The 23143-nt window shown below is 69.6% G+C and carries 21 protein-coding genes; 7 read left to right on the forward strand and 14 right to left on the reverse strand.

The genetic code is table 11. The features are described 5' to 3' along the window. Positions 1-12: 12 nt before the first annotated feature. The 6 genes from MKL11_RS22950 to MKL11_RS22975 form a co-directional block, all read right to left on the reverse strand. Entirely contained in the window at positions 13-1017 is a 1005-nt protein-coding gene (locus MKL11_RS22950) for an ABC transporter ATP-binding protein (RefSeq protein ID WP_243947590.1), read from the reverse strand. A gap of 380 nt (positions 1018-1397) precedes the next feature. Beyond that, positions 1398-2411 (reverse strand): ABC transporter ATP-binding protein, encoded by a 1014-nt coding sequence (locus MKL11_RS22955; RefSeq protein ID WP_243947591.1) that lies wholly within the window; start codon positions 2409-2411, stop codon positions 1398-1400. Continuing rightward, positions 2408-3382 (reverse strand): ABC transporter permease, encoded by a 975-nt coding sequence (locus tag MKL11_RS22960; protein WP_243947592.1) that lies wholly within the window; start codon positions 3380-3382, stop codon positions 2408-2410. The genes MKL11_RS22955 and MKL11_RS22960 overlap by 4 nt, the downstream gene beginning before the upstream one ends. After that, complete coding sequence (locus MKL11_RS22965; RefSeq protein ID WP_243947593.1) at positions 3379-4320, reverse strand: ABC transporter permease; 942 nt, start codon at positions 4318-4320, stop codon at positions 3379-3381. The genes MKL11_RS22960 and MKL11_RS22965 overlap by 4 nt, the downstream gene beginning before the upstream one ends. Before the next feature lie 263 nt (positions 4321-4583). Next, positions 4584-6170, reverse strand: coding sequence for an ABC transporter substrate-binding protein (locus tag MKL11_RS22970; RefSeq protein WP_243947594.1), 1587 nt, complete (start codon positions 6168-6170; stop codon positions 4584-4586). A gap of 552 nt (positions 6171-6722) precedes the next feature. Next, complete coding sequence (locus tag MKL11_RS22975; RefSeq protein WP_279600665.1) at positions 6723-8000, reverse strand: polyhydroxyalkanoate depolymerase; 1278 nt, start codon at positions 7998-8000, stop codon at positions 6723-6725. A 240-nt stretch (positions 8001-8240) separates the two neighbouring features. On the opposite strand from MKL11_RS22975, the gene MKL11_RS22980 reads away from it, so the two are divergent. The 5 genes from MKL11_RS22980 to purQ all read left to right on the forward strand — a co-directional run bounded on the left by MKL11_RS22980 (position 8241) and on the right by purQ (position 11682). Beyond that, a complete protein-coding gene (locus MKL11_RS22980) occupies positions 8241-9626 on the forward strand; it encodes an ActS/PrrB/RegB family redox-sensitive histidine kinase (protein ID WP_243947595.1) in 1386 nt (461 codons plus the stop codon). Positions 9627-9684: 58 nt separating this feature from the next. Further along, positions 9685-10284, forward strand: a complete 600-nt coding sequence (locus MKL11_RS22985) for an ActR/PrrA/RegA family redox response regulator transcription factor (RefSeq protein WP_243947596.1) — start codon at positions 9685-9687, stop codon at positions 10282-10284. A 115-nt stretch (positions 10285-10399) separates the two neighbouring features. After that, positions 10400-10633 carry a hypothetical protein gene (locus tag MKL11_RS22990; protein ID WP_243947598.1) on the forward strand — a complete coding sequence of 78 codons (234 nt, stop codon included), beginning with the start codon at positions 10400-10402 and terminating at the stop codon, positions 10631-10633. A 129-nt stretch (positions 10634-10762) separates the two neighbouring features. Continuing rightward, the gene (gene purS / locus MKL11_RS22995) at positions 10763-11002 is read left to right on the forward strand and encodes a phosphoribosylformylglycinamidine synthase subunit PurS (protein ID WP_243947600.1); all 240 of its coding nucleotides are present in this window, start codon (positions 10763-10765) and stop codon (positions 11000-11002) included. Continuing rightward, positions 11002-11682 carry a phosphoribosylformylglycinamidine synthase subunit PurQ gene (gene purQ, locus MKL11_RS23000; RefSeq protein WP_243947602.1) on the forward strand — a complete coding sequence of 227 codons (681 nt, stop codon included), beginning with the start codon at positions 11002-11004 and terminating at the stop codon, positions 11680-11682. Before purS ends, purQ begins: the two co-directional genes overlap by 1 nt. 335 nt (positions 11683-12017) lie before the next feature. Here purQ and MKL11_RS23005 read toward each other — a convergent pair whose 3' ends face one another. The 7 genes from MKL11_RS23005 to MKL11_RS23035 all read right to left on the reverse strand — a co-directional run bounded on the left by MKL11_RS23005 (position 12018) and on the right by MKL11_RS23035 (position 19516). Further along, a complete protein-coding gene (locus MKL11_RS23005) occupies positions 12018-14444 on the reverse strand; it encodes a penicillin-binding protein 1A (protein WP_243947604.1) in 2427 nt (808 codons plus the stop codon). Positions 14445-14612: 168 nt separating this feature from the next. Then, the gene (locus tag MKL11_RS23010; protein ID WP_243947606.1) at positions 14613-15881 is read right to left on the reverse strand and encodes an N-acetylmuramoyl-L-alanine amidase; all 1269 of its coding nucleotides are present in this window, start codon (positions 15879-15881) and stop codon (positions 14613-14615) included. Positions 15882-16057: 176 nt separating this feature from the next. After that, positions 16058-16351: a hypothetical protein gene (locus tag MKL11_RS23015; RefSeq protein WP_243947608.1), complete on the reverse strand. Its 294-nt coding sequence runs from the start codon at positions 16349-16351 to the stop codon at positions 16058-16060. Positions 16352-16554: 203 nt separating this feature from the next. Then, a complete protein-coding gene (locus tag MKL11_RS23020; RefSeq protein ID WP_243947609.1) occupies positions 16555-16794 on the reverse strand; it encodes a type II toxin-antitoxin system Phd/YefM family antitoxin in 240 nt (79 codons plus the stop codon). Between the two features lie 93 nt (positions 16795-16887). Then, entirely contained in the window at positions 16888-17421 is a 534-nt protein-coding gene (locus tag MKL11_RS23025; protein WP_243947610.1) for a hypothetical protein, read from the reverse strand. 155 nt (positions 17422-17576) lie between these two features. Continuing rightward, positions 17577-17933 carry a phasin gene (locus tag MKL11_RS23030; RefSeq protein ID WP_243947611.1) on the reverse strand — a complete coding sequence of 119 codons (357 nt, stop codon included), beginning with the start codon at positions 17931-17933 and terminating at the stop codon, positions 17577-17579. Positions 17934-18250: 317 nt separating this feature from the next. Further along, positions 18251-19516, reverse strand: coding sequence for a glycosyltransferase (locus MKL11_RS23035; RefSeq protein ID WP_243947612.1), 1266 nt, complete (start codon positions 19514-19516; stop codon positions 18251-18253). A 112-nt stretch (positions 19517-19628) separates the two neighbouring features. On the opposite strand from MKL11_RS23035, the gene MKL11_RS23040 reads away from it, so the two are divergent. Together MKL11_RS23040 and MKL11_RS23045 are read left to right on the forward strand one after the other, a co-directional pair. Then, a complete protein-coding gene (locus MKL11_RS23040; protein ID WP_243947613.1) occupies positions 19629-20897 on the forward strand; it encodes a glycosyltransferase family 4 protein in 1269 nt (422 codons plus the stop codon). A 122-nt stretch (positions 20898-21019) separates the two neighbouring features. Continuing rightward, positions 21020-21199, forward strand: coding sequence for a hypothetical protein (locus MKL11_RS23045; RefSeq protein ID WP_243947615.1), 180 nt, complete (start codon positions 21020-21022; stop codon positions 21197-21199). Positions 21200-21312: 113 nt separating this feature from the next. Here the strand turns inward: MKL11_RS23045 and MKL11_RS23050 are convergent, their stop codons facing one another. Continuing rightward, positions 21313-22995 (reverse strand): acyl-CoA dehydrogenase family protein, encoded by a 1683-nt coding sequence (locus MKL11_RS23050; RefSeq protein ID WP_243947617.1) that lies wholly within the window; start codon positions 22993-22995, stop codon positions 21313-21315. Between the last annotated feature and the right edge of the window lie 148 nt (positions 22996-23143).

Genomic DNA, 23143 nt, shown 5'->3' on the forward strand with positions numbered 1-23143 from the left:
TCCGGTGGGATGTCAGGCCGCGACCGCCGGCGCGGCCGCGTCGTTGAGGTGGCAGGCGGCCAGATGGCCGGCGCCGACGGTGTCGAGGCGCGGCTCCTCGACCCGGCAGCGGTCGAAGGCCTGCGGGCAGCGGGTGTGGAAGCGGCAGCCGCTGGGCGGGTCGATCGGGCTCGGAACGTCGCCCTTGAGCACGATGCGGGTGCGTCCGGCCCCGGGCTCCGGGATCGGCACCGCGGAGAGCAGCGCCTGCGTGTAGGGGTGCTTCGGCGCCAGGAACAGCGCCCGGCGCGGGCCGATCTCGACGATCTTGCCGAGATACATCACCGCCACCCGGTGGGTCATGTGCTCGACGATGGCGAGGTCGTGCGAGATGAACAGCATCGCCAGATCGAGCTCGCGCTGCAGGTCGCGCAGCAGGTTGACGATCTGGGCCTTCACCGAGACGTCCAGCGCCGAGACCGCCTCGTCGCAGATGATCAGGTCCGGCTCGGCGGCGAGCGCCCGGGCGATACCGATGCGCTGGCGCTGTCCGCCCGAGAACTCGTGGGGCCAGCGCCCCAAGGCCTCGCGCGGCAGGCCGACCCGCTCCATCAGGGCGGCGAGCTTCGCCTCGAGGTCGGCCGAGCCCTTAGCCAGCCCGAAATTGCGGATCGGCTCGGCCAGGATCGCCCGCACCCGCATCCGCGGGTTGAGCGACGAGAACGGATCCTGGAACACCATCTGCATCCGCCGCCGCAGGGGCCGCAAAGTGCCGGCCGAGAGATCGTCGATGCGCCGGCCAGCCAGCACCACCTGCCCGGCCGTGGGGGCGTAGAGGCGCATCAGCGCCTTGGCGACGGTGGACTTGCCGCAGCCGGATTCCCCGACCAGCGACAGGGTCTCGCCCCGGTCCACCGTGAAGGACAGGCCGTCCACCGCCTTGAGCACCCGGGTCGATCGGCCGAACAGGCCGCCGCCGAGCGGGAAGTGTTTTTTCAGGTCGTTGACCTGCAGGAGGGTGCGGGCGGTCGTCGTCACGGGCGGGTCTCCGTGACGAGACGAGGAAAGGCGCGCGCAGCGCGTCCCCTCCCCCCTCTGCGGGGGAGGGAGGACGCGCCGCGCGTTGCGCCAAGTCACGAAACAGCATACGGTTAGGGCGTGGTGCGGCGCCTGGCGGGGAGTGTGCAGGGGGACGGGCGGCGAGCTGGCGGCCTGGGATACAGGGTGGGCCACAACGGACGCTAGAGGGGGTCGGGAGAGGGGAGCGACGGTGCAGGATGAGGCGGTGGCCTTCATACCGGCTCGGCCTTGTCCTGAAGCCGGGTTCCCCTCTCCCGCCCCCTGCTGACGCAGGGGCCACCCTCCCCCGCAGAGGGGGGAGGGAAGACGCGCCGCGCGTTGCGCCAAGTCACAAAACATCATGCCGCGAGCGCCTCCTGCGGCGCGTAGTGGCAAGCGGCGAGGTGGCCCGGCGCCTTCGGCTCCAGGGCCGGGGCGTAGCTGCGGCACAGGTCGGTCACGTCCGGGCAGCGGCCCGCGAAGACGCAGCCCTCGATCCGCTGCTTCAGGCTCGGGACCATGCCGGGAATCTCGGCGAGCCGTTCGGTGGCGCCGTGCTCGACCGCGCCGAGCTTGGGCACCGCCCCCATCAGGCCGCGGGTATAGGGATGGCGCGGCGTCCGGAACAGGTCGCGGACCGAGGCCTCCTCGACCTTCCGGCCGGCATACATCACCACCACCCGGTCGGCGACCTCGGCGACCACGCCGAGATCGTGGGTGATCAGCATGATCGCGGCGCCGACCCGGCGCTTCAGGTCGCGCATCAGGTCGAGGATCTGGGCCTGGATGGTCACGTCCAGCGCCGTGGTCGGCTCGTCGGCGATCAGGAGTTTCGGCGAGCAGGCCAGCGCGATGGCGATCATGACCCGCTGGCGCATGCCCCCCGAAAGCTGGTGCGGATATTCCCGCACCCGGCGCACCGGCTCGGGGATGCCGACCAGCGTCAGCATCTCCACCGCCCGCGCCTCGGCCTCGCGCCGGCTCAGGCCCTGGTGCAGCCGCAGGGTCTCGCCGATCTGGTGGCCGACGGTCAGCACCGGGTTCAGGCTGGTCATCGGCTCCTGGAAGATGACGCTGATGTCGTTGCCGCGGATCTTGCGCATTGCCCGGATCGGCAGGTCGAGGAGGTTTTGTCCCTCGAACCGGATGGCGCCGGCGATGGCGGCCGGCGGCTCGGGCAGGAGCCGCAGGATCGACATCGCGGTCACCGACTTGCCGCAGCCGGATTCGCCGACGATCGCCAGGGTCTCGCCGGCCTGGATCGCGAAGGACACGCCGTCCACCGCCCGGTTGGCCCCGTCGGGGGTGCGGAAATGGACCTGCAGGCTCTCGATCGACAGGAGGGGGGTGCCGCTCACGCTGCTGGTCCTCATGCGTCTTTGGCCATGCGGGGGTCGAGGGCGTCGCGCAGGCCGTCGCCGACGAGGTTCACCGCGAGCACCGTCATGGACAGGAAGATCGCCGGGAACAGGATGATGTAGAACTTGACCTGCCAGAGGGCCCGGCCCTCGGCCATGATGTTGCCCCAGGACGGCGTCGAGGGCGGCACGCCCGCGCCGATGAACGACAGGATCGCCTCGGTGATCATCGCGGAGGCGCAGATATAGGTCGCCTGCACGGTCATGGGCGCCAGGGTGTTGGGCAGGATGTGGCGCCAGATGATCGCCGGCATGCGCGTGCCCGTGGTCACGGCGGCCTCGACATAGGGCTGCTCGCGCAGCGACAGCACGACGCCGCGCACCAGCCGGGCGACCCGCGGGATCTCCGCGATGGTGATCGCCACGATCACGTTCTGGACCGAGCCCCGGGTGAGCGCCATCAGGGTGATGGCCAGCAGGATCGGCGGGATCGACATCATCCCGTCGACGATCCGCATGACCAAGCCGTCGAGCCAGCGCACCATGCCCGAGATCAGCCCGACCGCGAGCCCAGCCACCGAGGCGAGGAGCGCCACGGAAAATCCGACGAGCAGCGAGACGCGGGCGCCGTAGACGACGCGCGAGTAGATGTCCCGGCCGAGCATGTCGGTGCCGAACCAGTACTGGGCCGAGGGCACGCGGGTGCGCTTGGCCGGAGCGAGCGCGGTCGGATCGACGGTGCCGAGATAGGGCGCCAGCAAAGCCATCAGGAACACGATCAGCAGCAGCAGGCCGCCGACCACGATGGTCGGGTTGCGGCGGACGTAGCCCCAGACCGGCCCCCGGCGTTTGCGCGCCGGGATCACGTCCGGCATTGGCGTGGCGACGGCGAGGCCCGCGGGGGGCGGCCCCTTGGGCGGCGGGTCCGTGGGCGACGGGTCCCTGGCGAGGGACGGACCGGAAAGAGGCGCGACGGTCGCGGTCAATAGCGGATCCTCGGGTCGAGCAATGTGTAGAACAGGTCGATGGCGAGGTTCACCAGCACGTAGACGAAGCTGAACAGCAGGACGACGCCCTGGATGACCGGGTAATCACGGCGCAGGATGGCATCGACCGTGAGACGACCGAGGCCGGGAATCGCGAACACCGTCTCGGTGACCACCGCACCGCCGATCAGGAGCGCGATGCCGATGCCGATCACGGTGACGATCGGCACCGCGGCGTTCTTGAGGGCGTGGATGAACAGCACCGGCCCCTGCGCCAGACCCTTGGCCCGGGCGGTGCGCACGTAGTCCTGGCTCAGCACGTCCAGCATGGTCGCCCGCGTCACCCGGGCGATCAGCGCGATGTAGACGAGGCCGAGCGTCACCGCGGGCAGGATCAGGTTCGAGAACCACGGCCACAGGCCCTGCTCGATCGGCGTGTAGCCCTGCACCGGCAGCCAGCCGAGTTCGAGGGCGAATACGTAGGCCAGCACGTAGCCGACCACGAAGACCGGCACGGAAAAACCCAGCACGGCGAGACCCATGACCAGCCGGTCGATCAGGCTGCCGGCCTTCCAGGCCGCCACGACGCCCAACGGCACCGCCACCACGATGGCCAGGACCAGGGTGACCAGCATCAGCGACACGGTCGGCTGGATCCGCTGCCCGATCATCGTGGTGACCGGCAGGTTGGTGAAGATCGAGGTGCCGAGATCCCCGTGGAGGATCTGCCAGGACCATTCGCCGAACCGCACCAGGAACGGCCGGTCGAGGCCGAGCGAGGCGCGGATGCGGGCGACGTCGTCCGGCGTCGCCTGATCGCCCGCGATGATCGCGGCCGGATCGCCGGGGGCGAAGTACAGGAGGCTGAAGACGAACAAGCCGACCACCGCCATCACCGGGATGGTGGCCAGGATGCGCCTGCCGATATAGCCGAGCATGGATCCTCCGCTATGGCGTAGGCTGGGTGTTGCGGTGGGCTCGACGCAGTCCCCTCCCCCCTTTGCGGGGGAGGGTGGCCCCCGAAGGGGGTCGGGAGAGGGGAGCGACGGCGCAGAACGAAGTGGTGGCCTTCATGAGGGCTGCACCCTTCCCGGCAGCCGGTTTCCCCTCTGCCGACCCCTGCTGACGCAGGGGCCACCCTCCCCCGCAGAGGGGGGAGGGAGCGCGCGGCACGCGTGCCACATGACAACCACCCGCCCCATCACGCCTTCGACACGCCCCAGGTGAACGGGATCGGCCCCTTGACGATGCCGGAGACGGTCTTGCGCCAGGCCTGGTAGCCGAGGAAGAACCCGGTCGGGACGTAGACCACGCCCTCGCAGGCGGCGGCGTTGACCTTGTCGATGGCGGCTTTCTCGGCGGCCGGATCGGCCGCGTCGAACCACTCGGTGATGGCCGCCTCCACGGGCGGGACGTTCGGCCAGCCGAACCAGGCCTTGTCGCCGCCGGCCCGGACCGCGGGGTAGCCCGCCGGGTTGATGCAGTCGGCGCCCGCGTGCCAGGTATGGAACATGTTCCAGCCGCCTTGGGCGGGCGGCGCCTTGGAGGCCCGGCGGGTGCCGGTGGTGCCCCAGTCGGTGGCGACGAAATCGACGTTGAAGCCCATCTGCTTCAAGAGGTCGGCGGTGATGTCGCCCTGCGCCTTGGTGATCGGCTGGTCCTGCGCCACGATGCAGACCACGGGCTCGCCCTTGTAGCCGGCTTCCTTGAGCAGCTTCTGGCCGAGCTTGATATCGCCCTTGCCGACCTGGGCACCGCCGGCGTCGCTGAACAGTGGCGTACCCGGAGTGAAGAAGCCCGGCAGCTTCTTCCACAGGCTGTCGTCGTCGCCGACGATCGCCCGCATGTAATCCTCCTGGCTCATGGCGGTGAGCACGGCCTGGCGGATCTTCGGGTTGTCGAAGGGCGGGTACAGGTGGTTCATCCGGAACGACCCGACATTGCCCAGCGGGTCGGCGATATCGACGTTGAGGTTGGCGTTCTTACGCAGGAGCGGCACGAGGTCGGAGATCGGGTTCTCCCACCAGTCGACCTCGCCGTTCTGCAACGCCGCCGAGGCGGTGGCGGCGTCGGGCATGATCACCCACTCGACCCGGTCGACCAGGATCTGCTTGCCACCCGCCAGCCAGGAATTCGGCTCGTCGCGGGGTTTGTAGTCGGCAAATTTCTGGAAGACGGCGCGGGCGCCCGGTACCCATTCGTTGCGCACGAAGGTCATCGGGCCGGAGCCGACATACTCGCTGATCTGCGTGAACGGATCGGTCTTGGCGATCCGCTCCGGCATGATCAGGGCCATCGGGGCATTGGTCTTGCCGAGCGCGTAGAGCAGTTTTGGGAACGGCTTCTTCAGGCGCCACCGGAAGGTCCGGTCGTCGACGGCGGCGAGGTCGTCCTGGATCGCCCGGATCATCAGACCCAGCGGGTCGCGGGCCATCCAGCGGGTCAGGCTCACCACGACGTCCTTGGCGAGCACCGGCTCGCCGTCATGGAATCTCAGGCCGGGACGCAGCCGGAAGGTCCAGTTCAGCTGGTCGCCCGAGAGCTCCTCGGACTCGACCATCTGGCGTTGCGGCTTCAGCTGGGCGTCGACCCCGTAGAGCATGTCCCAGACGAGGGTGCCGGCGTTGCGCACGACGTATTGCGTGCCCCAGATCGGATCGAAATTGGCGAGGTTCGCCTGAGGCACGAAGCGCAGCACCTTGGCGCCCTGCGCCAGAGCCGGCCTCGCGATCTGCGGGGCTGCCAGCCCGATTGCGGCCGAGCCCTTGAGGAAGGTCCTGCGGTCCATCGTGATCTCCCTGGCCGGTGCGGGCCTGCATCGCGGATGCGGCGTGTGACGGGTTCGACGGCGAAGGTGCGGTATCCCGGCCGTGGCTCAGGGCCAGGACAGGCTGAGTTTCACGGAAGCGGCAGCATGCGCCAGTTTCCCGCTATCGCAAGACGGTTTTGGAGAATCGAATTCTGGTTTTCCGCGTCAGGCACACGCCTTCGCGCCCGTCGGGGGCGGGACGACGGCTGAAACGGAAGGCGGGGCGCAGTCGGATCGGCGGTCATCATGCTCACGGACGCCGTCTCGCAAGCCTCGCGCCATCGGGAGCGAAAAAGAATTCAATATGCGGTGCGACCGCCCGGTCGGGTTCATGGGCTCACGCACCTGCGCCGGCAGCCGAAGGTTTGAGGGACGCGCCCCCTACCCCTTGTGGACTATCGGATCACACACCCCGGATGTCGCGCGGGTCCCCTCTCCCGCACGGGAGAGGGGGCGCGTGGCGCCTTTCGCAAGCCGTTGTGTGAAACAGCGTCGCTCTGCGGGGGCGGGAGAGGCGCGTCTGGCCCGGCTTCAGCCCACCTGGCGCAGGTGTGCGCCGCGGGTGCCGGCTTCGGCCTGCTGGGCGCGAATGAAGGCGGCGATCCGCGGGGCGATGACCGTGCGGTAGCGGGAGCCGTTGAACACCCCGTAATGCCCGACGCCGGCCTGGAGGTGATACGCCTTGCGGGCCTCCGGCAGGTTCGGCGTCAGGTCGAGGGCCGCCTTGGTCTGGCCGACCCCGGAGATGTCGTCGTTCTCGCCCTCGACCGCCAGGATGGCGCAGCGGCGGATAGCCCCGAGATCGACGCGGGTGCCGCGGTGGCGCATCCGCCCCTTGGGCAGGGCGTGGTCGACGAAGACCGTTTGCACGGTCTGGAGGTAGTATTCCGCGGTGAGGTCCATCACCGCCAGGTACTCGTCGTAGAAGTCCCGGTGCTTCTCGGCCGAGTCGCCGTCGCCCTTCACCAGATGGTCGAACATGTCCGAATGGGCGGTGACGTGGCGGTCGAGGTTCATCGCCATGAAGCCGGAGAGCTGCAGGAAGCCGGGATAGACCCGGCGCCAGGCACCCGGGAACACGGGAGGCACCAGGCTGATCGTGTTGCGCTCGAACCAGGCCTGGCCGCGCTCCTGGGCCAGGCAGTTCACCGCGGTGGGCGAGCGACGGGTGTCGATCGGGCCGCCCATCAGGGTCATCGAGGCCGGCACCATGGGTGCGCCCTTGGCTTCCAGGAGCGCCACCGCCGCCAGCACCGGCACCGCCGGCTGGCATACCGCCATGATGTGCAGGTCCGGCCCAAGGACGGCAAAGATCGCTTGGAGATAGTCGATATAGCTGTCGAGGTCGAAGCGCCCTTCCATGAGGGGCACCATCCGGGCATCGGTCCAATCGGTGACGTAGACCCGGTGGTTCGGCAGCATCGCCTCCACGGTGCCGCGCAGGAGCGTGGCGTAGTGGCCCGACATCGGCGCGACGATGAGCAGCTTCGGCTGTGGCTCGGCGGGCGGAGTGATGAAGGCGCGCTCGAACGCGACCAGGCGGCAGAACGGCCGCTCCCAGACGACGCGCTCCGTGACCGGGACGGCTGTCCCGTCGACCAGCGTCTCGGTGAACCCGAAGGCGGGCTTGCCGTAGCGGCGGGTGGCGCGCTCGAACATCTCGCAGCCGGCGCTGACCGCCCGGGCGTAGGGCCCGTAGGCGAGCGGATTGCCGGGCATCTGGAGGGCGTGGCGGGTCAGGTCCGCGGCGACCCGGGCAGGCGCCATCATGGCGCGGGCGCCCTCGAACATCGCGTAAGCCAGAAGCATCGCCACCTCCCGTCCCGCGGCTGCCGGCGTACCGCCGACAGGCGAAAAACCTGCGGCAACCAGGCCCGTAGGATAAGGTTCCACCCTGAACGATCACGGAACATCCCCGGCCCCGGGCGACTTGCCCGTGACCACGCCGTCGGCGCGACGGATCCGGCGCCTCGCCCGGACGCCGTGCCGCGGCCTTCATCGAAACACCCTGCGCCGGCGAGGCCTCACCGGTGCTGCACCGATGCCTGCATGCCCGACAGCAACCTCAACGGCCTCGTCCGCAACTCGCGCCATCTCCGGCTCGACACCTTCGTCCGCCTGCGCTGGCTCGCCATCACCGGCCAGAGCGCCGCCGTGGTCGGGGCGCAGTTCGGCCTCGGTCTGGCCCTGCCGTTCGGCTGGTGCTTCCTAGTGATCGCGACCTCGTCCTGGCTGAACCTGGCCCTGCGCATCCGCTTCCCGGCGAGCTACCGGCTGAGCGACGATTCCGCGGCCCTGCTGCTCGCCTTCGACATCGTGCAGCTCGCCGCGCTCCTGTTCCTCACCGGCGGCCTCCAGAACCCGTTCTCGTTGCTGTTCCTCGCCCCCGTGCTGATCTCCGCCACCGCGCTGCCGCCGGAGCGGACCCTGGCGCTCGGCCTGCTGGCCGTGGGGCTGGCGACGCTCCTCGCCCTGGTCCACCGGCCGCTGCCCTGGTTCTCGGACGGGCGGATCGAATTGCCGTTCCTCTACGTCTCGGGGGTCTGGACCGCGATCCTGCTGGGAACCGCGTTCACGGGCGTCTACGCGTGGCGGGTCGCCGAGGAGACCCGGCTCCTCGCCCAGGCCCTGGCGGCCACCGAGCTGGTGCTCGCCCGGGAGCAGCACCTGTCGCAGCTCGATGGCCTCGCGGCGGCGGCGGCCCATGAATTGGGCACGCCGCTCGGCACCATCATGCTGGTGACGAAGGAGCTGATCCGCCAGCTCGGGCCGACCGCCTCCCCGGCGGTGGCTGAGGACCTGAACCTCCTGCGCGAGCAGGTCGACCGCTGCCGGGGCATCCTCGGCAAGCTCACCTCGCTCGACGGCGACGGGGTCGGCTTCCTGGAGACGGTGACGTTCAGCCATCTGGTGGAGGAACTGGTGGCGCCCCAGCGCGCCCTCGGGGCGGTCCTGGACATCTCCAGCCAGGGCGACGGGCCGGAGCCCGCCTGCCGCCGCAATCCCGGGGTGATGTTCGGGCTGGCCAACATCCTCGACAACGCCGTCGACTTCGCCGATTCGCGCGTCGCCGTGGAAGGGCGCTGGACCCAGGAGCGGGTCTGGATCGAGATCCGCGACGACGGCCCGGGCTTCTCCGGCGAGGTCCTGCTGCGAGCCGGCGAACCCTACGTAACCACCCGCAGCGCCGACCGCTCGCAGACCGGGGGGACCGTGGGGGCCGGACTCGGCCTCGGCCTGTTCATCGCCAAGACCCTGATCGAGCGCTCGGGCGCCCAGATCGCCCTGATGAACGTCTCGGCGCCGGAGGCGCACGGGGCGATCGTGCGCGTTTCCTGGGCCCGGCACATCTTCGAGCGGGGGGCAGCCCCGCGCCATTCGCCGGAACTCAATATCCGCGCGCCCCTGCCCCCGGGCGATGTCGTGCCTATATGAGGATCAGACCAAGAACTGACTTAGTAATTCCCTGACAAAAACCCGAAAGGAGTGCCGGATGCTGACGCAGCCCGGGACCACGGCAGCGATCGACCCCGCCGTGATCAACGAAGCCGATCCGCTCGCCGCCTTCACCGACCGCAGCCTGCTGATCGTAGACGACGACAAGCCGTTCTCGACGCGGCTCGCCCGCGCCATGGAAAGCCGGGGCTACCACGTCCAAGTCGCCGACAGCGTGGCCGACGGGGTCTCGGCGGTCGAGGCCCGGCCGCCCGCCTTCGCGGTGATCGACATGCGGCTCGGCGACGGCAACGGCCTCGACGTGATCGCCCGCCTGAAGGAGCGTCGCCCCGAGGCCCGGGGCGTGATCCTGACCGGCTACGGCAACATCGCGACCGCCGTCACGGCGGTGAAGCTCGGCGCGTTCGACTACCTCGCCAAGCCCGCCGACGCCGACGAGATCCACGGCACGCTGATGGCGCAGCCCGGCGAGCGGGCCGACCCGCCCGAGAACCCGATGTCGGCGGACCGGGTCCGCTGGGAGCATATCCAGCGGGTCTACGAGCTGTGCAGCCGCAACGTCAGCGAGACCGCCCGGCGCCTGAACATGCACCGGCGGACGCTGCAGCGGATCCTGGCCAAGCGCGCGCCGCGCTGAGCCCGGACACCAATCCCGGGTCCCGCGGTTGCATAGCCCCTCGCCTCTGGGCTAGCTGCGCGGGTCCCGGGCTCGTTTCGTCCGGGATCTCGCAATCGACCGGGAGACGGGTCTCGTGAACGGGCGCAACGCCATCACCATCGTGAGCATGATGGTCCTCGTCGGCACCGAGGTGTTCGCCGTCGCCATCGCGGCCGGCTGGGCGCTCGCCGGCCTGTTCGATCTCGGCGACCGGGTCGGCCACGTCCTGATGGGCGTCTTCAGCCTGTTCGCGGCCTGGGTCATGCTCCAGCTCTGGCGCCGGGCGACCAGCATCGAGCCGATCCGGGCGCGGGCCGCGTCCCGGTAGCCGTACCCCGCCCGACACGGCGTTCGACAGGCCGGCGGCCTTCCTGCTAGGGAACGCGCGACGGCCGCCCGTGTAACGACGCCGCGGGTTGCGCCCACGTTTTCGGCTGCGCGTGAGACCGGAAGATCCATGAAAGCCCGTATCATCGTCACCCTGAAGACCGGTGTGCTGGACCCGCAGGGCAAGGCGATCGAGGCCGCGCTCCGGTCCCTGGGCATCGAGGGCGTCGACAGCGTCCGGCAGGGCAAGGTGTTCGACCTCGAAGTCTCCGCCGGTGACGGCGCGGCCGCCGAGTCCACCCTCCGGACGGCCTGCGAGAAGCTCCTGGCCAACACCGTCGTCGAGAATTACGCGATCGAGATCCTCTGATGCACGCTGCGGTCGTCGTCTTTCCGGGCTCGAATCGCGAGAGCGACGTCGCCCGGGCGCTGCGCCGGTCGGGCGCACGGGTCAGCATGGTCTGGCACGCGGATCCGGATCTGCCGGCCGGGACCGACCTCGCCGTCCTGCCGGGCGGCTTCTCCTACGGCGATTACCTGCGCTGCGGCGCCATCGCCGGCCGCGCGGCCGCCATGGATGCGGTGCGGGCGCATGCGGCCCGGGGCGGCCTCGTGCTCGGCATCTGCAATGGCTTCCAGATCCTGTGCGAATCGGGCCTCCTGCCGGGCGTGCTGATGCGCAATGTCGACCGCCGCTTCATCTGCCACCGGCAGACGCTCCGGGTCGAGCGCACCGACACCCGCTTCACCAGCGCCTACACGCCGGGGCAGGTCATCGACGTCTGCGTCGCGCACGGCGAGGGCAATTACTTCGCCGATCCCGTGACGCTGGCGCGGATCGAGGGCGAGGGTCGGGTCGCCTTCCGGTATTGCGACGCCGCCGGGACCATCACGGTCGAGGCCAACCGCAACGGCTCCCTCAACGCCATCGCGGGGGTCTATTCGGAGAGCGGCAACGTCCTCGGGATGATGCCGCACCCCGAAAACTTCGTCGAAGGCCTGATCGGCGGCACCGACGGGCGCGGCCTGTTCGACAGTCTCGCCGCGTGAGAACGCGACCAAAGATTGGTTTTTAACGGCCCGTTAATGATCGCAAGCTATCAAGAGGCATCCAGAGTTCTGGATATCGGGTTGGACACCTTCGTCCGCTCTGTTTGATGCCTCCCTGATGACTCTCCCAAGCCGCCCCCAACCGGGCGGCTTTTTTCTGTCTTCGGGTGCTTCGCAGCCGCCGCATTACCCGCTTTGTCATCCCGGGGCCGCGAAGCGGAACCCGGGATCCATGACCGCCGGCCGATCAAGTCCTTGCACCGTCGGCGGTTATGGGTTCCGGGTTCGCCTGCGGCGCCCCGGAATGACAGGGTGGTTCATCCTGCGGACGTTCCTCAATACAGTCCGCCCGCCTGTGCCGCGCGATCCGGGTCCGCCGGCACCGCCGCGGGGGCGGCACTCTGGCCGGAGGAGGCCGGGGCGACGTAGGAATCGGGCGGCGCGGTGCCGGGCTTGAACGCCTCCAGGATCGTGCCGGCGCCCTCCCCCGAACCGGCGCGGGTGCCGGAGGCGAGGTTGACGCGGATCAGCTTGATCCCGGGCGGCACCCGGAACGGCGTCGGCGGCTTGTCCTTGAGCGCCGTCTTCAGGAATTCGAGGGCGATCGGCGCCGCCAGGCCGCCGCCGGTGGCGCGGTCGCCGAGCGAGCGCGGCTTGTCGAAGCCCATGTAGATGCCGACCGCGAGATCCGGCGAGAAGCCCACGAACCACGCGTCCTTGGCGTCGTTGGTGGTGCCGGTCTTGCCGGCCAGCGGCTTGCCGATCTGCTTCAGCAGGGTCGCGGTGCCGCGCTGGACGACGCCCTCCATGATCGAGACCATCTGGTAGGCGGTGAGCGGATCGAGCACCTGCTCGGAATCGTCCACCAGCTTCGGCTCGTCCTGGCCGGACCACTTCTCCGCGTCGCAGCCGATGCACTTGCGGTTGTCGTGCCGGTAGATCGTCTCGCCGATCCGGTCCTGGATCCGGTCGATCAGGGTCGGCCGGATGCGGCGCCCGCCATTGGCGAGCATCGAGTAGGCCGTGACCATGCGCATGACCGTGGTCTCGCCGGCGCCGAGCGACATCGGCAGCACCGGCAGCAGGTCGTCGTAGACGCCGAAGCGGCGGGCATACTCGGCGATGAGCGGCATGCCGACATCCTTGGCGAGGCGGACCGTCATCAGGTTCTTCGAGTGCTCGATCCCATACCGCAGGGTGTGCGGGCCGCCGGACTTGCCGTCGTAGTTCGAGGGCGTCCAGGCCTCCTGGCCGGGCCCGGCCTCGATGGTGATGGGCGTGTCCTGGATGATCGACGCCGGGGTGTAGCCGTTGTCGAGGGCCGCCGAGTAGACGATCGGCTTGAACGACGAGCCGGGCTGGCGCATCGCCTGGGTGGCGCGGTTGAACTCGGATTCGTCGTACGAGAAGCCGCCGACCATCGCGTGGACGCGGCCGGTATTCGGGTCCATCGCCACGATGGCGCCGGAGACCTCGGGCTTCTGGCGCAGGCGGAACTGGCCCTTCCCGCCCTCGATCGCCTCGACATAAACCATGTCGCCAGCCTGCAGGTTCGGGCGTCCGGCCCAGCGCATCCCGTCCGGGGTGATCACGCCGGTCTCGCGGTCCTTGGCCACCTGACCCGACGCCTCGCGCTTCGGCTGGAGGCCGACCTGCACGCCGCCGCCACCATTGCCCAGCACCACGGCCAGCCGCCAGGGCGCCACGTCGCCGAGCGCCGGCACCTCGGCCGCCGCCATGCCCCAGTCGCGCCCGGTCAGATCGACCTTGGTGACGGCGCCGCGCCAGCCATGGGCCTGGTCGTAGCGCACGAGGCCGTCGACCAGCGCCTTGCGGGCCCAGGCCTGCATCTTCGGGTCGAGGGTCGCGCGCACCGAGAGGCCGCCCTCGTAGAGCTTCTTCTCGCCGTAGCGCTCGGAGATCTCGCGCCGGACCTCCTCGGTGAAGTAATTGGCGTTGGCGGCGTTCGGGAAGGCGACCCGCGGGTTGACCCCGAGCGGCATCTTCTTGGCGGCTTCCGCCTCGTCCTTGGTGATGTAGTTGTTCTCCGCCATCAGGCGGATGATCTCGTTGCGGCGGTCGAGGGCCGCCTGGGTCTTGCGGTAGGGGTGGTAGTTGTTGGGGCCCTTCGGCAGGGCGGCGAGATAGGCCGCCTCGTTGATGGTCAGCTCGTGGACCGACTTGCCGAAATAATCGAGCGCCGCGGCCGCGACCCCGTGCAGGTTCCGGCCCGGAACGATGGTGCCGAGGAAGATCTCGTTGAGGTAGAGCTCCAGGATCTTGTCTTTGGAGTAGGCTGCCTCGATGCGCAGCGCCAGCAGCGCCTCCTTGATCTTGCGATCGTAGGTCTGCTCGGAGGACAGCAGGAAGTTCTTGGCGACCTGCTGGGTGATGGTCGAGGCGCCCTGCCGCTTGCCCGACTTGGCGTTGGTCAGGAAGGCGCGCACGATCCCCTCGGGGTCGATGCCGCCGTGCTTGTAGAAGTTCTTGTCCTCGGCGGACAGGAAGGCCGCCACGACGATCTTGGGCATCGCCTGGATCGGCAGGTACAAGCGGCGCTCGCGGGCGTATTCGGCCAGCAGCGAACCGTCCGATGCGTGGATGCGGGTCATCACCGGCGGCTCGTAATTGGCGAGCGCCGCGTGGTCGGGCAGGTCCTGGCTGTACTTCCAGTAGAAGTAGCCGCCGGCCGCAGCGCCGACCACGAACAGCACCGCGGCGGCGCTGAACAGGATCCCGAAGAAACGAAGGATCAGACGCATCCGGTGTTCCGCTCGTCGCTGGCCCGGCCGCCTGCCGGGTTCGGCTCATCCGGCACGGGCGCCATGTTCGACGCGGTCGGCTCCCGGACGCTCCCGTGAAGCCCCCTCGGATTGCCGGTTCAGCGGCGGTGCGACGGGGCGTTCGGACGTCCCGTATCGACACTTACTCTATGGTAAAACTGGGGCGACGGCGGCCGACCGCCGCGTGATCGTCGGAGCTTTCAGCGTCGCGCGGTTGCCGAAGAACTGGTCGATCGCCTTGGCCATGGAGCCGGTGACGCCCGCCCGCCACTCCGGCGATTGCAGCATCTCGAGGTCGCGCTTGCTCGACAGATAGCCGAGCTCCACCAGCACGCTCGGCACGTCGGGGGAGCGCAGCACCATGAAGCGCGCCTCCCGGTGGGGCTTGGCGCTCATCTCCATGACCGGGGCGAGCTGGCCCATCAGGGTGCGGGCGAAGCCCGACGAGAAGCCGCGGGTCTCGCGCAGGGTCAATTCCTGCAGGATGTCGGCGATGTCCGGGGGCGCCTCGGCGGCCTCGGCGCCGGCTGCCGCATCGGCGCGGTTCTCGCGCTCGGCAAGCTTGGCGGATTCGATGTCGGTCGCCTTCTCGGCGTTGGTGTAGATCGTGGCGCCGCGAACCTGCGGGGCTGCCGAGATCGAATCCGCGTGGATCGACACGAACAGGTCGGCCCTGGCCTCCCGGGCGAGGCGGACGCGGTCGGCGAGCGGCACGAACACGTCCCGGTCGCGGGTCATCCGGATCCGGTAGCGGCCGCTCGATTCGAGCTTCTCGACCAGCGCCTGCGCGTAGCCGAACACGATGTCCTTCTCGAACACCCCGCCCACCGCGATCGCCCCGGGATCGGTGCCGCCATGCCCGGCATCGACCATGATCAGCGGGCGCTGGTCGGCGGGCTCGGGCGGGGCGCTGCGGGCCTGGGCGGGGGTCGGATCACTGGCGGCAGCCGCCTTGCGGAAGACCTCGCGTTCGACCCGCTGGAGCGGGATCGTGAGCAGCACGGCGCCGTCCTTGGCCCGGGTCACGGTCTCGATCCGCCCGATCGTGGCCGGCGCGGCGAGGTCGATCACCACCCGGGAGCGGCCGGGGGCGAACAGGCCGTAGCGGAAGGACTGGACCACGCCCTCGCGGCGGCGTCCGGCCGCGGAATCGAGCTGGAAATTGACCTCGGGCAGGTCGATCACCGCCCGGTCCGGCCGCTCCATCACGAAGCCGCGAGCCTCGACGGCCCGGGACAACGTCAGGGTCAGCCGGGTGGTCCCGGCCTGGCTCGCGAGATCCGCCCCGATAGCGATCGCGGGGGCCGGGCTGGCGGGCTTGTCGCCGTTCTGCGCGACGACGGGAGCCCCCGCCAGCGTCAGAGCGAGGCAGAGGCCGTGAACGGCAGAACGGATCAGGTGCGCGCGGCTCGGCATCGGTCCGGATTCATCTCCCGCGCCCTCCGATCAGGCATAGGAGCAACAGGGTTAATCGTTGGTTGCCCGGTGCGGTTCGATGCGGCCGCGCGAGTCGTCCCCATGCGATAGCCCGAACATGGCGATCGTGCGTCGGGGCGAGCCAGGTTCGGTGAGGTTTTCTGACGCCCGGCCGATCAACCGCTCTCGGGGCGTGCCACCGGTTCGGAATCCGCGCCCCACCATGTCGCCGGGTCGAAGGGGTTCACCAGCGGCACTGGCGAGGCCTTGAAATCCGATAGGTTTCGCGTCGCAATCCCATACCGATGCACGAGCGCCGTCGCGAGGATGGCCTTGTCGCCATCACGCAGGAAGGGAAACCGGACCAAGACGTCGGCCCAACGTTCGGCCACGTCGGCGTCGATCGCGACGATGCGGTCGGCGAATCGGGATCTCAGCTGTCCGTACCAAGCGGCCTTGATAGCGAGCACGGCCTGATCGCGCGTCTTTCAGGCGCTCGATCCGCACAGTCTCCAAGGCGAGCCCACGGCGAACCTCCGCGATGGTCACGGCGCTGATCCGGATCAGATGGGCGTTGCGCCGGATCCATTGCGATGCCGGCGGGTCCGGATCATCCTTCGTCGCGGGCGGCCGCGAGATCACGTCCGTGTCCACGATCCAGGCGGCCGGCGTCTCAGCCACCGGACAGGCTCATGCCCACATCCCTGTCGAAATCCGTCTCTTCCAGCGGCGAGGCGAGCAGAAAATTTGCGAACTCGGAATCGGCTTGAGCCTTGAGCCGCTCGTAGTACTCCATCGACAGCACGACCCCGACCGGCTCGGAGTGCCTGAGCAGCATCTGCGGACCTTCTTTGGCCGCATCAACCAGCCGGCCGAAATTCTGCTTGGCGTCGGCGGCCTGCCAGGATCGCATGGCGTCGCTTCAGATGAGACAGGTTGGACATTATGTCCGAACTGGCTGCTTCACGATCTGGGCGGAGCCGGGGCTCAAGCATGTATCCGCACGTCAGCGGAACGGGACGATGCGGCTCGCCTTGCGGATGACGTCGCTCCAGCAGGTCAGCGAGGCATCGGCTGCCCGCTGGACCTCGCTCATCTGCAGGCGCATCAGTTCGGTCGGCGAGCCGGCTTCCGACAGGGCGTTTAGATGCGCCAGGGCCGCTTTACCCTCTCCGCGCATGTAGCGGGCGATCGTCGAGCCGATGCCGACGCTGTCGCGGCGATCCGACGCGAACTCCGCTTGGCCGGCCGCGGCGACGGTGTCGTTCACGACAGGCGTGTCGGACGGAACCATGACGGGCGGGATCGTAACGGGTGGAACGAGGGCAGCCACCGGGACCTGGGCTTCTGCGGGAGCCTCCGGCTCGGCAGCGTCCGGGCTCTGCGTCGCGACCGCCTCCAGGCCCCTGGAAACGGCGGCGTCCGGGATGGCCGTGTCGGTGTGCGGCGGGACGGCGCGGAGCGCAGCGCCATCCGCACCCGGAGCCGGCTTCGGATCCCATCGGGAACGGGGCCCCTTCGGTCGACGCGGCTTGCTCATGGCGCGATCTCCTCCCTGTCCGCGTCGGGCTCCCTGACGGAGCGGCGGCCGGAGGGAAGACCGTCTTCGGTTTGCGATGTCCGACGGCGCCCGGCCACGTCGGGCCGGGCGCTGCTTTGATTGATCTGATCCACCTGTGGCGGACAGATCGGCCTTCAGCGGGCGATGTTCTGCTGCGCGAGGGCGCCGAAATCCTTGGCCTGGGCCTGGAGCGCGGCGAACTGGCTGCGGACGAACTCGGACTGCAGCTCGAACGCCTCGCGCAGGTCCTTGGTGCGCGCCAGCTTCTGGGCGAAGTCGAAGGTCGCGTTGGCATTGCTCTGCGCGTGCTCGAAGCCCTTCGAGACCGCCGCCGTCATGGTCGACTGGAAGGTCTGGCCCGAAACCTGGGCCTGCTCGGCCGCCTTCATGGCGTTCGCCATCAGGGAGCCGACGGCGTTGCGCGCCTGGTCGACGCTTTTCTCGGCGAAGTCGCGCATCTCGGTCGGGATCTCGAAATTCGGGGTCTGCATCGGAGTCTCCAGAACGCTGTCTCGGGGTGGGACGCCGATCTGCGTCCGCGGTGACGCGCCTCTATATGTTGCACTGCAACAAGAAGTCAAGTGCATGTTTGGGCCTTCGGCACGGACCCAAAAATCCGGATAAAATGCCGGAATCGGGTATCGGCGCAGTCTTCGTATCGCCAATCTGGCAACGCGATCGCCGACGATAAAGCTCGACCGTTACACGCCGCATCTTGGCGCGGTGATACCGACTCGATGCCTCTCTATATCAAACCTATCGGCTGTCTACAGGCGTAAGCCCCGGTTTGTAGACTTGTCGATCGATCTCATAGCGGCTCAACGCCTGGAGGCGCCACGGCCCCGGCATGGTGCAGCGCAGCAGCGGCGTCCCCGACGAGCCCGGCATAGAGGGACCGGAGCGCGGCGGCGTGAGTCGCAAGGGTCATCGGCGCCGCGCGGAACCGGGCCCGGGCCTTCGCCCCGAGGGTTGCGGCACAGGCATCGTCCCGCAGGGCCGAGAACGCAGCCGCCAGGGCCCCGATCTCGGGGGCGACCACGAAACCGGTCCTCCCGTCCCAGACCTTCTCGGCGGCCCCGGACCGCTCGGACGCGACCACCGGGATGCCGGCCGCCAGGGCCTCGTAGACCGTGAGCGGCCCGGTCTCGTACCAGCGCGACGGGGCGGCGAGCGCCCGGGCGCGGCGGCGCAACAGCGCCCAGACGGCATCGGGCGCCTGCCACCCGACCACCTCGACGCCGGGCCGGGCGCGCAGCTCCGCCTCCAGGGGGCCGGCGCCGACGAACAGGGCGGTGAGTCCCGCCGCCCGGGCGGCGTCCGCCACGAGGTCGGCCCCCTTCTCCCGGGTCAGGCGCCCGACATACGCGATGGCGTCGCCTCGGGCGGGATCGGCCGGCGGCCCGTCCGCGATCCGGACCGGGTTGTCGACCCGGTGATGGGTAACGGCGTAGCCGCCGAGCAGGTCGCCGAGCCGCCGCCGGCTGGCATCGCAGACATGGACGACGTGGAGCGGACGCCCGTGCAGCGCCTGCCGGAGCGCCCCCGCGCGGGCGACGCGCACGAGCTTGTGAACCCGGCTGCGGGGGTCGCAGGGCGCGGCCAGGCACGCGGGCGAGAGCGGCGCCAGCCCGCAGGGCTCGCCCCGGTCGAACCGGTAATAGACCCCGTTCGGGCAGGCCATGGCGTAATCATGCAGGGTGACGACCACCGGCACGCCGAGCCGGGACAGGACCGGGAAGATCGCCGGCGACAGGGCGCGGGTCCACTGGTGGAGGTGAAGGCAGTCCGGCGCCGCCGGCAGCTGTCGGAGCGCCGCCTCGAGCGCGCGTGCCGCGGCCGCGTGCCAGATCCCGGTGGCCGCCGCCTTGATGCGGCCCAGGGTCCAGATGTCGGGCAGGCCGAGTTCGACCCGCCGGATGTTTTCGTGGTCCAGCAGGGGATCGACCGGGCCCGGGATCGCCTGGATGTAGGTCACGTCGAGGCCGGCCTCGGCGAGCCCGCGGGCGGATTCCAGGGCGACCTTCTCCGCCCCGCCGCTGGCGGTCGCGAACTCGGCCAGGATCACGACGTGCATGCATTGTCTCGGCAGGACCCGTCGTGATGATAAGTGCAAGCGGGTTTACGGAGGATCAACCGCCGGCCGTTACAGGTCTCCGTCCCGGATCTGAGCGGCGGAACTTTTTGACGTGCACGTCGTCCTCGTCGCCGATCACGCCGCGATCAACGGCGGCCAAGCCAAAGTCGCGATCGAATCCGCCCTGGGCCTCGCCGCCCGCGGTTTCCGCGTCAGCCTGTTCGCCGCGGTGGGCCCGGTCGACCCGCGGCTGGAGGCTGCCGGCATCCGGGTGGTCTGCCTGGATCAGGACGACGTCACCACGACGCGCAACAAATTGGCTTTCGCGGCCCAGGCGATCTGGAACGGGCCGGCGGCCCGCGCGCTGGCCGCCGAACTCGCCGCCTGCGATCCGCGGGACACGCTGGTCCATGTCCACGCCTTCGCCAAGGCGCTCTCGCCGGCCATCGGGCCGGCCCTGCGGGCCTCCGGCCTGCCGTGCCTCTACACGATGCACGAGTTCTTCCTGGTCTGCCCGACCGGCGGATTCTACGCCTATCCGGAGCAGAAGATCTGCCACCGCGTGCCGATGTCGGCCTCGTGCATCCTGGCGAAATGCGATGCGCGCAGCTACCCGCGCAAGGTCGCCCGGATGATCCGCCATGCCGGCCTCGCGCATGTCGCCCGGCTGCCGGAGCTGTTCTCCCACGTCATCACGATCAGCGACCTGCAGGAGAGCGTGGTGCGGCCGCTGATGCCCGGCGGCACGGTGTTCCACCGGGTCGACAACCCGATCGCGGTGGCGCAGGCGCCTGTCCATGATGGCCCGCCGGGCGACTTTTTGTTCGTCGGCCGGATCTCCACCGAGAAGGGCGCGCCGATCTTCGCCGAGGCGGCCCGGCGGGCCGGGGTGCGGGCCATGTTCGTCGGCGACGGCTCGGAGCGGGCCGATCTCGCCGCCCGCTATCCCGAAGCGGTGATGCTCGGCTGGCGCGAACCCGCCGCCGTGCAGGCGCTGATGCGGCGGGCCCGAGCTCTGGTCTTCCCGAGCGTCTGGTACGAGGGACAGCCGCTCACGGTCTACGAGGCGCTGGCCTGCGGCACGCCGGTGATCGTCAGCGACGCCTGCGCGGGCCGGGAGGCGGTGATCGACGGCGAGACCGGGTTCTGGTTCCGCTCCGGCGATCCCGACGCGCTCGCCGCCCATCTGCGCAGCCTGTCCGACGACGCCCTCGCCGCCCGGATGGGCCGGGCCGCGCATGGCCGCTACTGGACCACGCCGCTGACGCCGGAGGTCCATCTCGACCGGCTGACCGGCGTCTACGAGACCGTGATGCGTGAAGCCGCGGCGCGCGGCCGGGCGGCGCACCTAAGGCCTGGCCCGGCGGTGGCGACGGCCTGACCGAGCCTACGGCACGGCCGGATTGATACCCTTTGCGATCGAAAAAACCGGAAACACCCGGGTTCCGTCGCGTTGACGCGCACAGGCACCGCGCGTGCACCCGTCACCGACGAGCGACAGACATGGCCGACGACCACAAGCTGAAGAACGAAACCAAGCCCGGCTTCCAGCAGGGCAGCGCCAAGCCGGACGACAAGGCCAATCCCGCCAACAAGCAGGACAAGATAGACGAGCGCCTCGACGACGCCCTCGAGGAGACGTTCCCGTCGAGCGACCCGGTCTCGGTGAAGATCACCAAGTAGCGCAATCCCAAAGGGCTCAGCCCTTTGGCGGGGCTATCGGGGCAGAGCCCCGATGCAGCCGGGCTCTGCCCGGCACCCGCACAAGGTCCCGGACCTCGTGAATCCGGGACTTTTTAGGCGGCTTCGAGCAGGCGCCGGGCGATGACCTGGGCCTGGATCTCGGCGGCGCCCTCGAAGATCGACAGGATGCGGGCGTCGCACAGGATCCGGCTGACCGGGTATTCCAGCGCGAAGCCGTTGCCGCCGTGGATCTGGAGGGCGTTGTCGGCGGCCGCCCAGGCGACCCGGGCGCCGAGCAGCTTGGCCATCCCGGCCTCCAGGTCGCAGCGCTTGCCGGCATCCTTCTCGCGGGCCGAGAAGTAGGTGAGCTGCCGGGCGATGTTGATCTCCACCGCCATCATGGCGAGCTTGTCGGCCACCCGCGGGAAGCTGACCAGCGCCTTGCCGAACTGGACCCGCTCCTCGGCGTAGCGCAGCCCCGCATCAAGGGCCGACTGCGCGACGCCGATGGCCCGGGCCGCGGTCTGGATGCGGGCCGACTCGAAGGTCTGCATCAGCTGGGCGAAGCCCTTGCCCTCGACCTCGCCGAGCAGGTTGGCGGCCGGAACCGCGAAGTCCTCGAAGGCCAGCTCGTATTCCTTCATGCCGCGGTAGCCGAGCACCTCGATCTCGCCGCCCGACAGGCCCTGAACCGGGAACGGCTCGTTATCCGTGCCCCGGGGCTTCTCGGCGATCAGCATCGAGAGGCCGCGATGGCCCTTCTCCTCGGGCTTGGTCCGAACCAGCACGGTCATGATGTCGGCCCGGACCGGATGGGTGATCCAGGTCTTGTTGCCGGTGATTTTCCAGGTGTCGCCGTCCTTCACCGCCTTCGTGCGTAGGCTCGCCAGATCCGAACCCGTGTTCGGCTCGGTGAACACGGCCGTCGGCAGGATGTCGCCCGAGGCGATCTTGGGCAGGAAGCGGTGCTTCTGCTCCTCGGTGCCGCCGCACAGGATCAGCTCCGCGGCGATCTCCGAGCGGGTGCCGAGCGAGCCGACGCCGATATAGGCCCGGGACAGCTCCTCCGAGACCACGCACATCGCGGTCTTGGGCAGGCCCATGCCGCCATACTCTTCCGGGATCGTGAGGCCGAACACGCCCAGCTCGGCCATCTTGGTGACGACCTCCATCGGGATGTATTCATTCTTCAGATGCCACTCATGCGCCTGCTCGACCACCTCGGCCTTGCCGAAGCGGCGCATCTCGGAGCGGATCGCCTCCATGTCCTCGTCGAGGCCCGAGGCTCCGACGGTGGCCGAGCCGCCGCCCTCGCGCATCAGCGCCACCAGGGCGGCGCGGTGCTCCGGGGTGTTGCCCTCGGCGATCAGCGTCTCGACCGCGTCGGTGCGGTACTGCGCCACCTCCTTGGCCGACAGGCCGAGCGAGCCGGTCGGCCGGACCATCTCGCCCTGGCTCATCGGGATGCCGGAGAACAGCTGGTCGAGATACTCGCCGGCGCCGATCCGCACGAGCAGCGTCTCGGTCTCGCCGAACCGGCCCTCGGCCTGGAGGCGCTCGGCATAGCCGCCGAGCTCGGCCACCGCCTCCGCGTAGGTCGCGAGCCAGGCCAGCCCATGGGCGGCGTGCTGCTGCGCCTCGAGCTTGCCGGCATCGATCCGCCCATCGGTGCCCAGGATGCGTGTCCGCACCCGCCGGGTGGCCTCGGCCACGAGGGCCTTCGCGCTCTCGCCGGCGGCCTTGGTGAGGCTGACGACGTCCTGCGGCTCGGTCTGGATGGCAGGGGATGCGGACATGATTTTTGCTCGCGTGGCGTTTTATTGGATCGTGTCTTCTAACCCGTCCGACGTCGAGGCCGAAGCAGATTTCATTTGCCGCGTCTTGAACTGAAGTTGAAGGCCGTCGGGTTTTGACGTGCGCGTTGACGCCAAACCGACCTCCACT

Source organism: Methylobacterium sp. J-077, from assembly GCF_022829365.1.
Taxonomy (GTDB): domain Bacteria; phylum Pseudomonadota; class Alphaproteobacteria; order Rhizobiales; family Beijerinckiaceae; genus Methylobacterium.